The 15,288-nt window shown below is 47.8% G+C and carries 14 protein-coding genes; 8 read left to right on the top strand and 6 right to left on the bottom strand.

What is annotated here, in order from left to right:
* Nucleotides 1-96: 96 nt before the first annotated feature.
* The gene (gene elbB / locus MHM94_RS17030; protein WP_022946627.1) at nucleotides 97-747 is read right to left on the bottom strand and encodes an isoprenoid biosynthesis glyoxalase ElbB; all 651 of its coding nucleotides are present in this window, start codon (nucleotides 745-747) and stop codon (nucleotides 97-99) included.
* Nucleotides 748-1,238: 491 nt separating this feature from the next.
* On the opposite strand from elbB, the gene polA reads away from it, so the two are divergent.
* The 3 genes from polA to MHM94_RS17015 all read left to right on the top strand — a co-directional run bounded on the left by polA (nucleotide 1,239) and on the right by MHM94_RS17015 (nucleotide 5,523).
* Nucleotides 1,239-3,971 (top strand): DNA polymerase I, encoded by a 2,733-nt coding sequence (polA, locus tag MHM94_RS17025; RefSeq protein ID WP_235419176.1) that lies wholly within the window; start codon nucleotides 1,239-1,241, stop codon nucleotides 3,969-3,971.
* Nucleotides 3,972-4,403: 432 nt separating this feature from the next.
* Nucleotides 4,404-4,988 (top strand): YceI family protein, encoded by a 585-nt coding sequence (locus tag MHM94_RS17020; protein ID WP_235419177.1) that lies wholly within the window; start codon nucleotides 4,404-4,406, stop codon nucleotides 4,986-4,988.
* Nucleotides 4,978-5,523 (top strand): DUF1285 domain-containing protein, encoded by a 546-nt coding sequence (locus MHM94_RS17015; protein WP_138508887.1) that lies wholly within the window; start codon nucleotides 4,978-4,980, stop codon nucleotides 5,521-5,523. Before MHM94_RS17020 ends, MHM94_RS17015 begins: the two co-directional genes overlap by 11 nt.
* On the opposite strand, the gene yihA is transcribed toward MHM94_RS17015, so the two are convergent.
* Complete coding sequence (yihA, locus tag MHM94_RS17010) at nucleotides 5,487-6,134, bottom strand: ribosome biogenesis GTP-binding protein YihA/YsxC (RefSeq protein WP_022946631.1); 648 nt, start codon at nucleotides 6,132-6,134, stop codon at nucleotides 5,487-5,489. The genes MHM94_RS17015 and yihA overlap by 37 nt on opposite strands.
* Before the next feature lie 255 nt (nucleotides 6,135-6,389).
* Between yihA and MHM94_RS17005 the strand changes: the two genes are divergently transcribed.
* The 4 genes from MHM94_RS17005 (at nucleotide 6,390) to MHM94_RS16990 (ending at nucleotide 9,324) form a co-directional block, all read left to right on the top strand.
* Nucleotides 6,390-7,022 carry a c-type cytochrome gene (locus MHM94_RS17005; protein WP_022946632.1) on the top strand — a complete coding sequence of 211 codons (633 nt, stop codon included), beginning with the start codon at nucleotides 6,390-6,392 and terminating at the stop codon, nucleotides 7,020-7,022.
* A gap of 573 nt (nucleotides 7,023-7,595) precedes the next feature.
* Entirely contained in the window at nucleotides 7,596-8,249 is a 654-nt protein-coding gene (locus MHM94_RS17000; protein WP_235419178.1) for a class I SAM-dependent methyltransferase, read from the top strand.
* 2 nt (nucleotides 8,250-8,251) lie between these two features.
* On the top strand, nucleotides 8,252-8,827 hold the full coding sequence (gene yihI / locus MHM94_RS16995) for a Der GTPase-activating protein YihI (RefSeq protein ID WP_138549109.1): 576 nt from the start codon (nucleotides 8,252-8,254) through the stop codon (nucleotides 8,825-8,827).
* Nucleotides 8,824-9,324 carry a DUF2489 domain-containing protein gene (locus MHM94_RS16990; RefSeq protein ID WP_151173301.1) on the top strand — a complete coding sequence of 167 codons (501 nt, stop codon included), beginning with the start codon at nucleotides 8,824-8,826 and terminating at the stop codon, nucleotides 9,322-9,324. Before yihI ends, MHM94_RS16990 begins: the two co-directional genes overlap by 4 nt.
* 35 nt (nucleotides 9,325-9,359) lie before the next feature.
* Here MHM94_RS16990 and hemN read toward each other — a convergent pair whose 3' ends face one another.
* Nucleotides 9,360-10,730, bottom strand: coding sequence for an oxygen-independent coproporphyrinogen III oxidase (hemN, locus tag MHM94_RS16985; protein ID WP_235419179.1), 1,371 nt, complete (start codon nucleotides 10,728-10,730; stop codon nucleotides 9,360-9,362).
* Between the two features lie 83 nt (nucleotides 10,731-10,813).
* Entirely contained in the window at nucleotides 10,814-11,236 is a 423-nt protein-coding gene (locus MHM94_RS16980; RefSeq protein WP_138549111.1) for a BLUF domain-containing protein, read from the bottom strand.
* 69 nt (nucleotides 11,237-11,305) lie between these two features.
* On the opposite strand from MHM94_RS16980, the gene MHM94_RS16975 reads away from it, so the two are divergent.
* Nucleotides 11,306-12,067, top strand: coding sequence for an NADP-binding protein (locus tag MHM94_RS16975; protein ID WP_022946638.1), 762 nt, complete (start codon nucleotides 11,306-11,308; stop codon nucleotides 12,065-12,067).
* Here MHM94_RS16975 and hutH read toward each other — a convergent pair.
* Together hutH and hutU are read right to left on the bottom strand one after the other, a co-directional pair.
* Nucleotides 12,064-13,593: a histidine ammonia-lyase gene (hutH, locus tag MHM94_RS16970; RefSeq protein ID WP_235419180.1), complete on the bottom strand. Its 1,530-nt coding sequence runs from the start codon at nucleotides 13,591-13,593 to the stop codon at nucleotides 12,064-12,066. The genes MHM94_RS16975 and hutH overlap by 4 nt on opposite strands.
* Entirely contained in the window at nucleotides 13,586-15,274 is a 1,689-nt protein-coding gene (gene hutU / locus MHM94_RS16965; RefSeq protein WP_235419181.1) for a urocanate hydratase, read from the bottom strand. Before hutU ends, hutH begins: the two co-directional genes overlap by 8 nt.
* Nucleotides 15,275-15,288: the final 14 nt, after the last annotated feature.

Here is a 15,288-nt window from a genome sequence, read left to right as displayed (position 1 = left end):
AGCGAGCGATTTATAAAATGCCTAGATTTCATTAATGCGTTAAAAAGTAGCCATTTTATGCGCTAGCGCAAAATATTGTCGCCGTTGCACATCGCGTTAAACCCAGCTCAACAGCTTATTCACGGCTTTTTCGATACCGCTGGCTGCTTCTTTGACGGAGCCCGCAAGCATGTAGGCAGGCGTGGAAACAACCTTCGCTTTTTCATCAGCGACGATGTCATCAACGGCACAGTCCACATGCTCGGCGCCAAGTGCATTCATCGCCGAAGCAGTATCGTTGTCGTTACCTATGGTCGCTTTTGTGCCTTGTGGGTAGATGTGCGCAATCATTGCTGGCGCGATACACAAATAAGCCGCTGGCTTGCCTTGTTCGGCAAAGCTTTTACAGACCCGCTCTACCTCTGAATTTAATGAGCTATCGGCACCTTTTAGAGCGAAGTCGCATAAATTTTTTGCGGCGCCAAAGCCTCCGGGCAAAATAAGGGCGTCGTAGTCGCTAACATTAAGCTCTTTGAGATCGAGAATCTCCCCTCGGGCAATACGCGCCGCTTCTTCCAATACATTGCGTGTTTGCTGCTGCTCTTCCCCAGTTAAGTGATTAATCACATGGTGCTGGTCTATATTGGGGGCAAAACATTGATACTGCGCGCCCGCTTGCTCAAGATAAAGTAAAGTCAGTACTGATTCATGAATTTCGGCGCCATCAAAGACCCCACAGCCACTTAAAATTATCGCCACATTCGCCATTGTTTTGCTCCTTGATCAGATGAAAGATAATATTCTCTGCCCTAGTAAGGTAACGATCCTAGGTAGCTCCCGTCAACGCTGATTTATGCTCAGCTCTCATGCCACTAAGAGAAAAAAGTTATAAAGGATCACTAGGATCTTTGATCCTTTATGCTAGAATGCGTAGCTGGTTATCGAAAAGGACGTTGTACACGCACTCTTAGCGCCCCTTAGAAAGCCACTTTCCACATCGGATAAATAAAATAAAAAAGAAAACCGAATTACGTAGTCTTTTCTTTTTCTAACTAAAACAATAAGTTACAAACCTATCTGGATTCGAAAAATGAACCTGGAGGGTAAGTCGTGGTTTTTATCTACAAAGTTATCCACAGGTTTTTCGTTCATTACTTTTACTCTATTTACAGCGCTTAACAGCAATTGCAACTCGTTTTCTTAAGCGCCTTATGGCATCCTTGCGTTATTAAAAAACTGACATGTTTGAGTGTTGAAAAATGGCGCAGATCGCAGAAAATCCGCTTATCCTCGTTGATGGTTCCTCTTATTTATTCCGTGCATATCATGCGCCACCACACCTAACTAATTCTAAAGGGGAAGCTACGGGGGCTATTTATGGCGTAGTCAACATGCTGAAAAGCCTGGTCAAGCAGTATGACCCTACGCACATGGTGGTGATTTTTGATGCCAAAGGGAAAACCTTTCGCAACGATATGTACACTGAGTACAAGGCTAATCGCCCACCGATGCCGGATGACTTACGTACTCAGATAGAGCCGTTGCATAATATTATTCGTGCCATGGGTTTTCCTTTGATTAGTATTGAAGGTGTGGAAGCGGATGATGTGATTGGCACCTATGCACGTATTGCCAGTGAGCAGCAGCGTCACGTTTTGATATCCACAGGCGATAAAGATATGGCGCAGTTGGTCAACGAACACGTGACCTTGATCAATACCATGACGGGCAGTATTTCCGATCCCGATAGTGTAAAAGAAAAGTTCGGCGTGGGGCCCGATCGTATCATCGATTATTTAGCCTTGATGGGTGATAAAGTCGACAATATCCCAGGTGTAGAGGGGTGTGGTCCTAAAACCGCAGTTAAGTGGCTCGACAAGTACGGCTCTCTCGATGAAGTGATTGCCCATGCCGATGAAGTAAAGGGCAAAATAGGTGACAAGCTGCGCAATGCCCTGGAGCATCTGCCACTGAGCTATGAATTAGCAACGATCAAGCTCGATGTTGAACTCGACAGCGATTTGGAGCAGTTAAAACTGCAGCAACCTGATACCGACGCCCTGATTGAGCTATATGGTGAGTGTGAGTTCCGTCGTTGGTTGGCCGAAGTGCTGGATAAAGGCAGCAACACCGACACCCATCTTGATGCCCCCACCGATACTCAAGAAGTGCCAACCCGCGATGCTCATTACGAAACGATTTTAACCGAGCAGCAGCTGGATACTTGGGTGGATAAGCTTAATCAAGCTGAGCTCATTGCCTTTGATACCGAAACCACAAGCGTGAACTACATGGAAGCGCAGCTAGTCGGTATGAGTTTTGCTGTGACGGTTGGAGAAGCCGCTTATTTGCCGCTTACCCATGACTATCCTGGAGCACCGGAGCAACTGCCTCTTGACCTTGTATTGGCAAAAATTGGACCGATTTTGGCCGACGCTAACAAGGCGAAAGTAGGACAAAACCTTAAATACGATAAAAGTGTGTTAGCCAATGCTGGTATCGAGTTTAATGGTATTGCCTTCGATACCATGCTCGAGTCTTATGTCTTTAATAGCGTTGGTACTCGCCATGACATGGATTCCCTCGCGCTGAAATACCTGGGCCATAAAACCATTAGCTTTGAGGATATTGCCGGCAAGGGTAAAAAGCAGCTGACCTTCAATCAGATTGAGTTAGAAAAGGCCGCTCCTTATGCTGCCGAAGATGCTGATATTACCCTGCGTTTGCACCAGCATTTGTGGCCAAAAGTTGAGGCGGATAGCAGTTTAAAAACCGTGTTTAGCGATATAGAACTGCCTTTGGTTAATGTGCTCTCTGATATTGAACGCACTGGCGTTGCCATTGATTCAACGATGCTAGCAAAGCACTCGCAGCGCCTTGGTGAGCGTTTGCAGGAGTTGGAAAAAGAAGCCTTCGACATAGCTGGCGAGGAGTTTAATCTAGGCTCGCCAAAACAGCTACAGGCGATTTTGTTTGAGAAGCTAGAACTGCCGGTGATCAAAAAGACTCCTAAGGGAGCTCCTTCAACCGCAGAAGAAGTCTTGCAAGAGTTGGCGCATGATTATCCGCTGCCTAAAGTCATTATTGAGCACCGAGGGCTCGCTAAACTGAAGTCAACTTACACCGACAAGTTACCGCTGATGGTGAACGAGAAAACTCAACGTGTGCACACCTCTTATCATCAAGCGGTGACCGCCACCGGACGTTTAAGCTCGACCGATCCTAACCTGCAGAATATTCCTATTCGTTCAGAAGAAGGTCGCCGCATCCGTGAGGCCTTTGTTGCCGCCTCTGGCTATAAAATTGTCGCTGCCGATTACAGTCAGATAGAGCTGCGCATCATGGCCCATCTTTCACAGGATAAGGGTCTGCTCAGCGCCTTCGCTGACGGCTTAGATGTGCACAGTGCCACTGCCAGTGAGGTTTTCTCTGTGCCATTGGAGGAAGTGAGCAGTGATATGCGCCGTAAAGCCAAAGCCGTTAACTTTGGTTTGATTTATGGTATGTCGGCATTTGGCCTCTCGCGGCAACTCGATATTCCGCGCCATGAGGCCCAGCATTATATGGATAAATACTTTGAACGCTTCCCTGGCGTTTTAGAATATATGGAACGCACTCGCGAAGGAGCCGCTGATAAAGGCTATGTTGAAACGCTATTTGGTCGCCGTTTACATTTACCGGAGATCAATGCTCGCAATGGAGCACGGCGTAAGGCCGCAGAGCGGGCCGCAATTAATGCGCCGATGCAGGGAACTGCTGCGGATATTATCAAAAAAGCGATGATCACCGTACACCAATGGGTGCAACAACAACCACAAGGCACGGTCAAACTATTGATGCAGGTACACGATGAGTTGGTGTTTGAAATTGCTGAGCAACATGTTGATGCCTACACCAAAGAAATCTGCAATCTTATGGCCAAAGCCGCTAGCTTAGATGTGCCGTTAATCGCCGAGGCGGATAGCGGAGATAATTGGCAGCAGGCACACTAGCATCAAGCAGCTTGAGTACTTTTGTGCTCAAGCTGCACTTAGTTAAAACCCTGTAAAAGAGTATAAGAAATAGTTTTATTTGGTTTATATAGGATTAAATAAGCGCTGTTGCGCGCGCTTTGCGTTTATTTCTCGATATTGATTTGCTACAGTCCGCGCGTCCTCATCCTGTAGGACATCCTGTTGATGATGTGCCACTCGCTTTGCGATGGTACAGCGTATTGATAGCTTCTCCCCAGATTGCTATACCGGCTTACCGTTTTGGTAGGCCGGCTTTTTCTACTCCTTCTCTGTTATGTTTTTTATTCTCTTTCCTAGCATTCCACTGGCTGATCCCTTACTCATTTTTTTAAGTATCCCTGAGTAGTTAGTTCACCAACAGATAGTTTATTGCTAGCATGGTGATAATCATTCTTATCGAAGGAAAGCGTAATGTTTAATAGTTTTGTTCGCTCTTTAATGTGTGGAGCGCTGCTTGTTGGCAGTACCAGTGCATTAGCTGCGTGGCAGGTAGATAATAATCACAGCCGCATAAATTTTGTCTCAGTAAAGAATAACGCTATTGCGGAGAACCACTTCTTCAAAGACGTTTCAGGCAGCGTTGATGAGAGCGGCATGTTTAAGCTAGCGATCGATCTCAACAGTGTTGAGACGCAGATCCCGATTCGCAACGAGCGCATGCAGAAATTTCTTTTTAACACCGTCGAGTTTCCCGCGATGGAAGTTACTGCGAATGTCAGTGAGTTAATCGCACAAGCGAAAGATACCGGCGTGGCTCAAGGAACTGTTCAAGCACAGCTCGCGTTACACGGTAAAACTAAAGCTCAGCAAATAGCTGTGAGCGTGGTGGCAAGTCGTGCCGGTGACCTGGTGGTTAGTTCTATGATGCCAGTGTTAGTAAGTCCTGCTGACTTTGCGTTGCAACCGGGGATCGACAAGTTGAAGTCATTAGCCGGGTTAGACTCTATAACTCGCGCCGTTCCTGTCGCTTTTGTACTGACCTTAAATGAGCAGTAATGAGCAAGCGCTAGCGGCTCTGTCGCAGCAACTTGAAGGGCAAATTGCGCCTTTAGATCAATGGTCGCCGCAGCAATGCGGCACCATCGACATTCATATTACTGCAGATGGTCGTTGGTTCCATCACGGCACCGAAATTAAACGTGCTCGTTTAGTTAAGTTGTTTGCTTCGGTGTTGTGGCGTGAGCAAGGGCAGTACTACCTAAAAACCCCTGTTGAACAGATGGCTATCAGGGTGGACGATGCGCCGCTATTAATTGTTGATTGGCGTTTAGCTACAGCGCAAAACGCAGCGCATCCAGCGGTTATTTGTATCGATAATATTGGCCGTGAATTTGTGCTCGGCGCACAGCATCCGCTGCTTATACATGCCGATCCGCAAGGGCAGAAGCTGCCTTATCTGCAGCTGCCTTATGGGGTGCAAGCGAAATTAGCGCGTACGGTGTATTATGCGTGGGCCGAGCAGCTCGCTCAGCCCCAGGGTGAGGAGTTTATAATCTATTCGGCAGGAGAGTCGTTTTCACTCGGCGGCTGAGTGACAACAGGCCCTAAAAACCACTCATCTAGCTGCTTTCTTAACTCATTCAAGCCGGTACCTTTAAGCGACGAGAATGCGTGTACAGTGATGTTGTCTGCTACCTCAGCAAGCTCGCGGCGCACCTTTAGCACCTCAGACTTACGTTTGCCTTGCTTGAACTTATCAGCCTTAGTCAGTAGCGCCAACACAGGAATGTCGCTGGAGCTGGCCCACTCGATAAGTTGACGGTCGAGATCTTTTAGGGGATGACGTATGTCCATCAACACTACCAAGCCTTTTAGACTCTCGCGCTTTTGTAAATACTCACCTAAAGAGCGTTGCCATTTTAGTTTCATCTCCATTGGCACTTTGGCAAAACCATATCCAGGTAAGTCAATTAGCCGCTGATCCTCTTGCAACGCAAAAGTATTGATCAATTGTGTGCGTCCAGGCGTTTTACTAGTACGAGCGAGTTTTTGTTCGGTCAGCGTATTTAGTGAACTGGATTTACCGGCATTAGAGCGCCCTGCAAACGCGATCTCAATACCTGTGTCCTCCGGTAATTTACTGATATCCGGGGCACTTGTTATAAACTTAGCTTGCGTATAATCAACGCGGGATTTGGCCACATGAACTCCTCAGTGAGGCACCAAAATTAGATTAACCGCTAGTTTATATCAGAAAGCGGCTAAGCTAAAGGTGCAAGCAATGGGTCAGGAAAGCTCGGCAAAACTATGCGCTGAGACAAATTTTCCTTAAAACCCCGCATTTTATAAGCTTAATGTGGGCAGAAAACGTGCCAGAGAAATTTTTATCGTGTAGAATAGAGCCATTGCATCGAAAAGATTGTAAACGAATACAGGGTCCGAAACAGAGAATTTACCATGAAGAAATTAGCACTATCCTTAACTATGTTAGTTGGTGTGTTGAGTGCAAACAACGCAGCAGCATTTGATGGCGACGCCAGCGCAGGTAAAGACAAATCGGCGACATGTGCTGCGTGTCATGGCGCTGATGGTAACGCGCCTGTCACCATGTACCCTAAGATCGCAGGTCAGCACGCTGAGTATCTATATAAGCAGCTTAAAGAATTTAAATTAGGCATGACCTCTGGGGGCGAAGAAGGTCGCGCGGATCCAGTCATGGGTGGCATGGCAATGCCTTTGAGCGATCAAGATATGAAAGACTTGTCTGCTTATTTTGCCTCGCTCAATATGTCTGAGGGCACAACCCCTGAAGATGTCGTCGAGCAGGGCGAAATGCTTTACAAAGCAGGTGACGCTGAACGTGGAATTCCAGCTTGTGCTGCGTGCCATGGTCCTCGTGGTAACGGTACTTCTTTAGCTGGATTCCCAAAAATCTCGTTCCAGCATGCGGAATACCTTAAGGCGCAGCTAGAGAAATTCCGTGATGGTGCACGTGCAAATGACCACAATGGCATGATGCGTGACATCGCTAAGAAATTGACCGATGAAGATATCGAGGTCTTATCAAAGTACCTAGGTGGTCTACACTAAAATTCAGCCTCGTCCAAATGGATGAGGTTTTGAAAAGTGACTAAGAAAGCAGCATTAGCTGCTTTTTTTGTGTATGTTAATTAAGTTGACGATATCTCCACCTGCTTGTAAGACATTGACCATATGTGAATGTAATCTATTGCTCATTTTAAATCACTAAATAAACCTTAACTTAATGAAATTAAAAAACTTACCTATTTTGGTACAGCAACAAAACTACAAAAAATAGTTAAACCAGTTGTAACTAAGTTATGAATCAGTAAATTAGTTGCTGTCGCAACAAACAATAACAACAGGGAAATTCGTAACGGAATCGCGGCAAGTTTGTGCGCTAGGGGAGCATCGAAAGATGCACAACCAAGGAAGAATAACAAAGAGTTAGGAAGACCGAGAAAAATAAAACACCACACGGAAGATAATAAAAACAATACGGAAAGTAATAACAAAAATAATAAAATAAGACTTAAAATCAAGTCGAAGGGAGAAGTGTCCAAATTCATTTTGGCGCTCGAGTTGCGAGGCGGTAGAGGTTAGCTCTACCGCCTTTTTATTTGTCCTGTTACAATAGTCGCTATGAAAGCGAATACCTGCCCGCTGTGTCAAAGCTCAAACCCAAATCACTACTACCGCGATAAAGTACGCGACTACTGGCAATGCCAGCGTTGTGCATTGGTGTTTGTGGCGGCGTGCCAATACGTAACGGCAGCACAAGAGAAGGCCATCTATGATCATCATGAGAATGACCTTTATGACCCAGGGTACCGTCGTTTCCTAAGCAGGGTCTTTAATCCGTTGCAGCAGCGTTTAGTTGCTCGAAGTAAAGGCTTAGATTTTGGCTGTGGGCCAGCGCCCTTACTCGCTGCTATGTTGCAAGAGCAAGAACATACAGTGGCATTGTATGATCTCTATTACTACCCTGATCAATGTGTGCTTAATGATCGTTATGACTTTATATGCAGCACCGAAGTAATAGAGCATTTGGCCGAACCTAATATTGTCCTTGGACAATGGTACGAATTATTACGCCCAGGGGGCACTTTGGCTTTGATGACCAAGTTAGTTATCAATGCTGAGCGTTTTGCCACCTGGCACTATAAAAATGATCCAACACACATTGCCTTTTATAGCAAAGATACCTTTGCTTATATCGCCGAGCAGTTTGGATTTAATGTGGAATTTATTGCGGCTGATGTGATCTTCTTAACACGGCCGCGCGATAGAGATTAACTATGACGAGAAAGAAAAAGTCCCGCAAGGTCATCAACAACGGCACTGCGCGTTTAAGTAAAGATAAGCTCAGAGAGCTGCGAGCGATGAAAGAGCAGCGCAGCAAGAAAAAGAAAAAAGGTGCCGAGCCCGGTAACCGTAATTCACAACTTTTAAAAGTTGAGGGTAGCGAGAGCAGTGAGAGCGGCAAAACAGATAAGCGGGTGGGCAGCAAAAAGCCTGTGAGCTTAACACCACAGGCACCTAAACAGAGCAAGCCAGAGTCTAAACCTCGGCGCAATCTTCAACCACAAGCGACTCTGCGCCAAGCGCATGAGCCAGAACTGAGCCCGCAACAAGAGTTGGCACAGATTGAAGCGGATGAACGCCTGTTAGCGCTTATTGAGCGCCACGATCAGGGCGAAGTTCTAACAGGTAAAGACGCCAAGTATTTTAATGCCAAAGTTGCACGTCATGAGCAACTATGCGAGATACTGGGTATCGATGATGAAGACTTTGCGGATGACGAAGATCTGCTTGATAGTTATATGAATGACTCGTTGGCGGATGAGTGGCTAGACGAAGAGGATAAAAAATGAATTCCATGTGGATCATTGCCATCGTAATTGGGGCGCTGATCATTGCCGGGTTGGCTTTTTACGCAGGGCGCTTGATTTGGCAAGTGAAGGAGCAAAATCAGGCGATTGCAGCTAAACGAGCGGAGCTCGCCGAAAAGCGCTTAGCCCGTAATGCAAAATTGAGTGATAGTATCCACCTGCTCGCGAAAGCGATGAAAGAAGGTCAATGTGAATACTCGGAAGGGTGTTTACGAGTGTGGGTACTTATGAGTCAGTACAGCTTCGATCAAGAGCGCGATTTGCAGGTGCACTATCCGGGTGTCTATGCCATGTACGATGCGGTCAAGGACTTACCTACTCACGAGGCGCGTAAAAAATATTCGAAGAAGGAAATCTTCAAGCAAGACAGTGCGCGTTGGCGTAAAGAAAAAGAGTTGGAAGCGGATATTCTTGCGGATGCAGAGAAGATTCTCAGTGAATTTACAGCTGACCCCAACAGTAAGCATGTGTTTATGTAAGAAAAGCCGCTGTACAGCGGCTTTTTTTATCACTTCTAGATTACTCGCGAAAAGCGTTGTTGGTTGAGTTTTTGTTGTAAGTATTGATCAAAACACATACAGATAATGCGAATGAAGAGAATGCCTTTTGCAGTTACGCGAATATGCTGCTCACTAACGCTAAGCATGTCATCGTTAATAAACCCCTGTAACTGCGCCAACTCGTTGGCAAAGTGGGCTTTAAAGTTTATATCGTATTGATTTGAGAATGCGTCCATATCTAGCTCAAAGTGGCAAATAAGCTGCTTTATTACCGCCGCGCGAATATGGTCTTCATCGTTGAGTGTCAGTGCTTTACAGGCACTCAGAGTATGGTGTTCTAACGCTTGGTAATACAGCTTCAACTCTTTGTGGTTTTGAATGATGTGATTGCCCAGTTGCGAAATGGCGGACACGCCTAAACCCAGTAGGGGGAGGTCACCGCCGAGAGTGTATCCTTGAAAGTTCCGGTGCAGATGACCTTGACGCTGAGCGACAGCCAGTTCATCTTCCGGCTTGGCAAAGTGGTCCATACCAATGAATTGGTATCCAGCCGCGAGCATGGCGGAGAGGGTTTCTTTAAACATCGTCAGCTTGGCTTGGGCACTGGGCAAATCGGCGTCTTTAATTTTGCGCTGCGCGGCAAAACGCTCTGGCAGATGGGCATAATTAAATACCGAGACGCGATCCGGGCCAATATCAATCAGTCTGGCAATGGAGCGCGCAAAGGAAGCCGTTGATTGTTTCGGTAATCCGTAGATCATATCAACATTGACCGAGGTAAAGCCTACCGCTTGCGCGCGACGAACCAGTTGTTCTACATCCTGTGCGCACTGTGGCCGATTAACGGCGTTTTGTACCTCATCATTGAAGTCTTGAACACCAAAAGAAATACGATTAAAACCGAGCGCCTTAAGCTCATCAATGCGCTCTAGCGGTAAAGCGCGGGGATCAACTTCAATGCTGCGCTCACTGTCGCTGGCAATATTAAAGTGCTCATTAATGAGAGTCATTAAGCGGTGCATTTGTGCGCTATCTAAAAATGTTGGCGTGCCGCCGCCCAAGTGCAGCTGTTTAACTTTTAAGTGGCGGCTATGCTCACTTAATAGCGCCATTTCCTGGCCTAGATAATCCAGGTATAAATCCGCTTTATGTTGGTGGCGGGTGACAATTTTATTGCAGCCGCAGTAATAGCAAAGTTGGTGGCAGAAGGGGATGTGAATATACAACGATAATTCATCGCCCTGACACTGATTTAGTGCGTTTATTAGCGTATTGCCATCGGCCCCATCGGTTAATTGTAAAGCCGTAGGATAAGAGGTATATCTCGGGCCAGAAACGTTGTATTTGTTTATTAGCTCATTGTGCCATTGTACTTGTGCTATCACGACGCTCTCTCACACAGGTGGAAGTGCGGCTAGTTTACTTAACTTGCACAGCGGTGCTTTGATCTACAGCAATTGAGCGTGAACTATTCCAAAGTCGGGGTATTGCGTGCCAGTTCAACCATTAGAGCATGGGCACTATCGCCGGTCATTTCATACGGATTAAACTCACTTTTGCCGCTAAAGCGCATGGTGGTTTCGCGAATAATGCTTGAAGCGGGGATATAACCCATACTCCAACGGCCAAAATTACGTTCAGTGATCTCACCATAGCTCAGCAGCAGTATATCTTGATGCCGTGTATCGCTTAGTATGCGCTGGTACAAAGCATTCACTCTGGCTCTTGAGCCTTCTAAACACTGTAAAAAGTATTCATGGTTGAAACAGAGTAATCCTGATATATCGTTACTTCGGTTGTTGCTGCGCGAGTGCTCTAAAATTTGTGCCACATCGTCAGTGCTGAGAGAATCACTGACACGGGAAGCGTAAACTAAACGAACTAAAAACATAGCAAGTTGAATTCCTTGGTGTTGTACTGTGCAAAGTGTAGATGGCGGTGAGTTAATTTGGGAGAAAATATGACAAAAAAAATCGTGATTATTGGAGCCGGTTGGCTTGGTGAAGCGCTGGCACAGCGCTGTTTATCGTCAGGGTGGCAGGTACAAGCAACGCACCGTCGTCGTGGTGAGCAAAGTCACGAACGTCAATTTGTTATTAACGAGCGTGGTGAACTTGAGCATGACCTCGATTTAACCGATGCGTTTTGGCTATGCGCAATGACTCCGGGGAGTCGAAACCCCAATAGCAACTACCTACAAAGCCTCGAGGCGGCGCTGGCGCTCTATCAAACATTGCATGGCCGAGGATTCGTATTGTGCTCAAGTTCGGGTATCTACCCTCAACAGAGTGGCGACTACAAAGAAAGCAGTGAATTGACGCTAAGCAGTGAACGTCAGCAGCGTTTGTTTGCTGCCGAACAGCGCGTGTTACAACAGGGTGGTCGGGCACTGCGTCTAGGAGGTCTTATAGGCCCGAAGCGGGAACCGGGGCGTTTTGTTAGTGGTAAAGCGCTATCATCACATGGCGATGATGTGGTGAACATGGTGCACCGTGACGATGTGATTGACGGCATTTTGCAGCTACTGTCGCACTATGAGCAAACGCAAAGCGTTTACAATTTGGTTCATCCTCAGCACCCTACGAAACAGCAATATTACCGTGATCACTGTCAGCGTTTGGGCAATGAGCCTCCGACCTTTACCAATCAGAGGCCCATTAAACGGCGTATCGATGGGAGCGCCATCGAACAATTAGGGTTTAGTTATCAGCAACCCATTTAGGCCGACGGCAACACCCCGTCAATCAGAGTACATAGTGCGCGCTCTTTGAGCAATTGATTAGCGCGCTCAATATCGGGGGCGAAATACCGGTCCTTGTCATAGTAAGCGACGCGCTCTCGCAAAGTGGCCTTGGCTTGCTCAACACTGGCGGCCGCTGTTAGCGGAGCGCGAAAATCAAGCCCTTGCGCACTGGCTAAATACTCTACTGCGAGTACACCGCGAGAATTCTCCGCCATATCTTGCAGTCGTCGCGCAGCAAAGGTGGCCATCGACACATGGTCTTCTTGGTTGGCCGAGGTGGGTAGGCTATCGACCGATGCTGGGTGAGCTAAGGATTTATTCTCCGAAGCCAAAGCTGCTGCGGTGACTTGGGCTATCATAAACCCCGAATTTACGCCGCCGTTTTCCACCAAAAATGGCGGTAGTTTAGATAAGTTCGAATCTATAAGTAGGGCGATGCGGCGCTCGGACAGCGCGCTGATTTCGCTGATCGCTAAGGCAAGGTTGTCCGCCGCCATGGCGATGGGCTCAGCATGAAAGTTGCCCCCGGAAATGATCTCACCTTGCTCGGCAAAGACCAGTGGGTTATCGGTGACACCATTGGCCTCGACTAGAATGACTTCACTGGCTTGGCGAATTTGCGTTAAGCAGGCCCCTAGTACTTGTGGCTGGCAGCGTAAGCAGTAAGGATCTTGCACTTTTTCACAGTCGATATGGGCGCGGCTAATGGCTGATTCTTTATCTAGCAGTTGCCGAAAAACTTGGGCGCTGTCGATTTGCCCTTGTTGGCCTCGGGCGAGGTGAATACGCTCGTCAAAAGGTGCCCGTGAGCCCATCGCCGCCTCAATGCTCATGGCGCCGATAACCGCACTTTGTGCCCATAAATCCTCGCCCTGAAATAACCCCTCTAAAGCTAATGCCGTCGACGCTTGGGTGCCGTTGAGTAGTGCCAAGCCTTCTTTCGCGGCAAGGGTGATGGGGGTCAGGTTAGCTTTGGCGAAGGCTTGCGCTGCTGGCAAGATATCACCTTGATAGCGCACTTCTCCTTCGCCTAATAGCGGTAGGCACATATGTGCTAAGGGCGCTAAGTCTCCGGATGCGCCCACTGAGCCCTTAATGGGAATGCACGGGTAAATACCAGCATTAACTTGGGCAATTAAGAGATCGATAACGCATTGTCGCACGCCGGAAAAACCACGTGATAACGAGTTTATTTTCAACAACATCATTAAGCGAACTGTACTATCTTGCATCAACTCACCAATACCGGCGGCATGTGAGAGCACAATAGAGCGCTGCAGCAGTTCTAGTTCCGGCTCAGCAATTTTGGTGTTCGCAAGTAAGCCAAAGCCAGTATTAATGCCATAAACGGTTCGCTTATCCTTAATCACTTGTTGCACGCAGGCGGCGCTTGCGGCGATAGCGCTCAGAGCACTCTCGTCTAAGGTGATATTGATAGGTTGTTGCTGCGCTTGGCGCAAAGTGGCTAAATCGAGCTGACCAGGGTGCAAGTGAACATTAATCATGGCGTTGCTCCTTATTGACCATAGGTAAATCTAAGCCTTGCTCGGTAGCGCAGTCTATGGCGATATCGTAGCCGGCATCAGCATGGCGCATCACTCCGGTAGCGGGGTCGTTCCACAGCACTTTCCCCAGTTTGTCGTGTGCTTCATCGCTGCCATCGGCAACAATGACTACCCCAGCATGTTGGCTAAAGCCCATGCCTACGCCACCACCATGGTGTAGTGACACCCAAGTGGCGCCGCCAGCGGTGTTCAGTAACGCGTTTAATAACGGCCAATCCGATACCGCATCTGAGCCATCGCGCATCGCTTCTGTTTCGCGGTTAGGGCTTGCAACTGAGCCAGAATCAAGGTGATCGCGGCCAATGACAACCGGCGCTTTTAGTTCACCGTTTTTAACCATGGTGTTAAAGGCTTGCGCTAAGCGGGCGCGATCTTTGAGCCCTACCCAACAAATACGAGCCGGTAGGCCTTGGAATTGAATACGCTCACGGGCCATATCGAGCCAATTATGCAGATGCGGATCATCGGCAATAAGTTCTTTCACCTTGGCATCGGTTTTATAAATGTCTTCTGGGTCGCCCGATAAAGCCACCCAGCGGAAGGGACCAATACCTTGGCAAAAGAGTGGGCGAATATAAGCAGGCACAAAACCAGGGAAATCGAAGGCGTTATTGACGCCCATATCTTGTGCCATTTGGCGAATATTGTTGCCATAATCTGTGGCAGCGGCGCCTGTGTGTTGCATGGCGAGCATGGCACGTACCTGCACCGCCATGGATTGTTTCGCTTCGCGTACCACCCGCTCTGGGTCTTGCTGGCGCAGCTCATGAGCTTGCTCCAGAGTCCATCCCTGTGGCAAATAGCCATTTAATGGATCATGAGCGGAGGTTTGGTCGGTGACCACATCGGGTGTAACTTGACGCTCAACCAGCTCGCTGTAAACATCGGCGGCGTTACCTAATAACCCCACTGAGATTGCTTCACCTTGAGCGCAGGCGCTGTTAATCATTGCTAAGGCTTCGTCTAAGCTACTGGCTTGTTTATCCAGGTAGCGGGTTTTTAGGCGAAATTCAATTCGGCTTGGGTCACACTCAACGACTAAGGCACTAAAGCCTGCCATGGTTGCTGCTAACGGCTGGGCTCCGCCCATGCCTCCTAGGCCGCCGGTGAGGATCCAACGACCCTTTGCTTGACCCTCAAAGTGCTGTTTGGCCATTGCCACAAAGGTCTCATAGGTTCCTTGCACTATGCCCTGAGAGCCAATATAAATCCATGAGCCGGCAGTCATTTGTCCGTACATCATCAGACCTTGTTTATCGAGCTCGTTAAAGTGCTCCCAATTAGCCCAATGAGGCACCAAATTTGAATTCGCGATGAGCACTCGGGGAGCATTGCTGTGGGTTGTAAAAACGCCAACAGGCTTTCCTGATTGCACCAATAAGGTTTGGTCATCTTCAAGGCGGTCTAGGGTGCGAATGATCTCATCAAAACAAGGCCAGTCACGAGCTGCACGGCCTATCCCGCCGTACACAACCAGTGCTTCAGGGTGCTCGGCAACCTCAGGGTCGAGGTTATTCATTAGCATGCGTTTAGCAGCTTCAGTTTGCCAGCTTTTAGCGGCGATTTTATCACCGTGCGGGGCGCGAATAACGCGGCTATTATCTAATCTGTGTGTTGTCATAATGTCACCTGTTG

The organism is Pseudoalteromonas sp. CNAT2-18.1 (assembly GCF_022347865.1).
Lineage (GTDB): Bacteria > Pseudomonadota > Gammaproteobacteria > Enterobacterales > Alteromonadaceae > Pseudoalteromonas > Pseudoalteromonas ruthenica.
The sequence above is the reverse complement of the archived record's forward strand: the minus strand, read 5'-3'. Positions and strand labels throughout refer to the sequence as shown.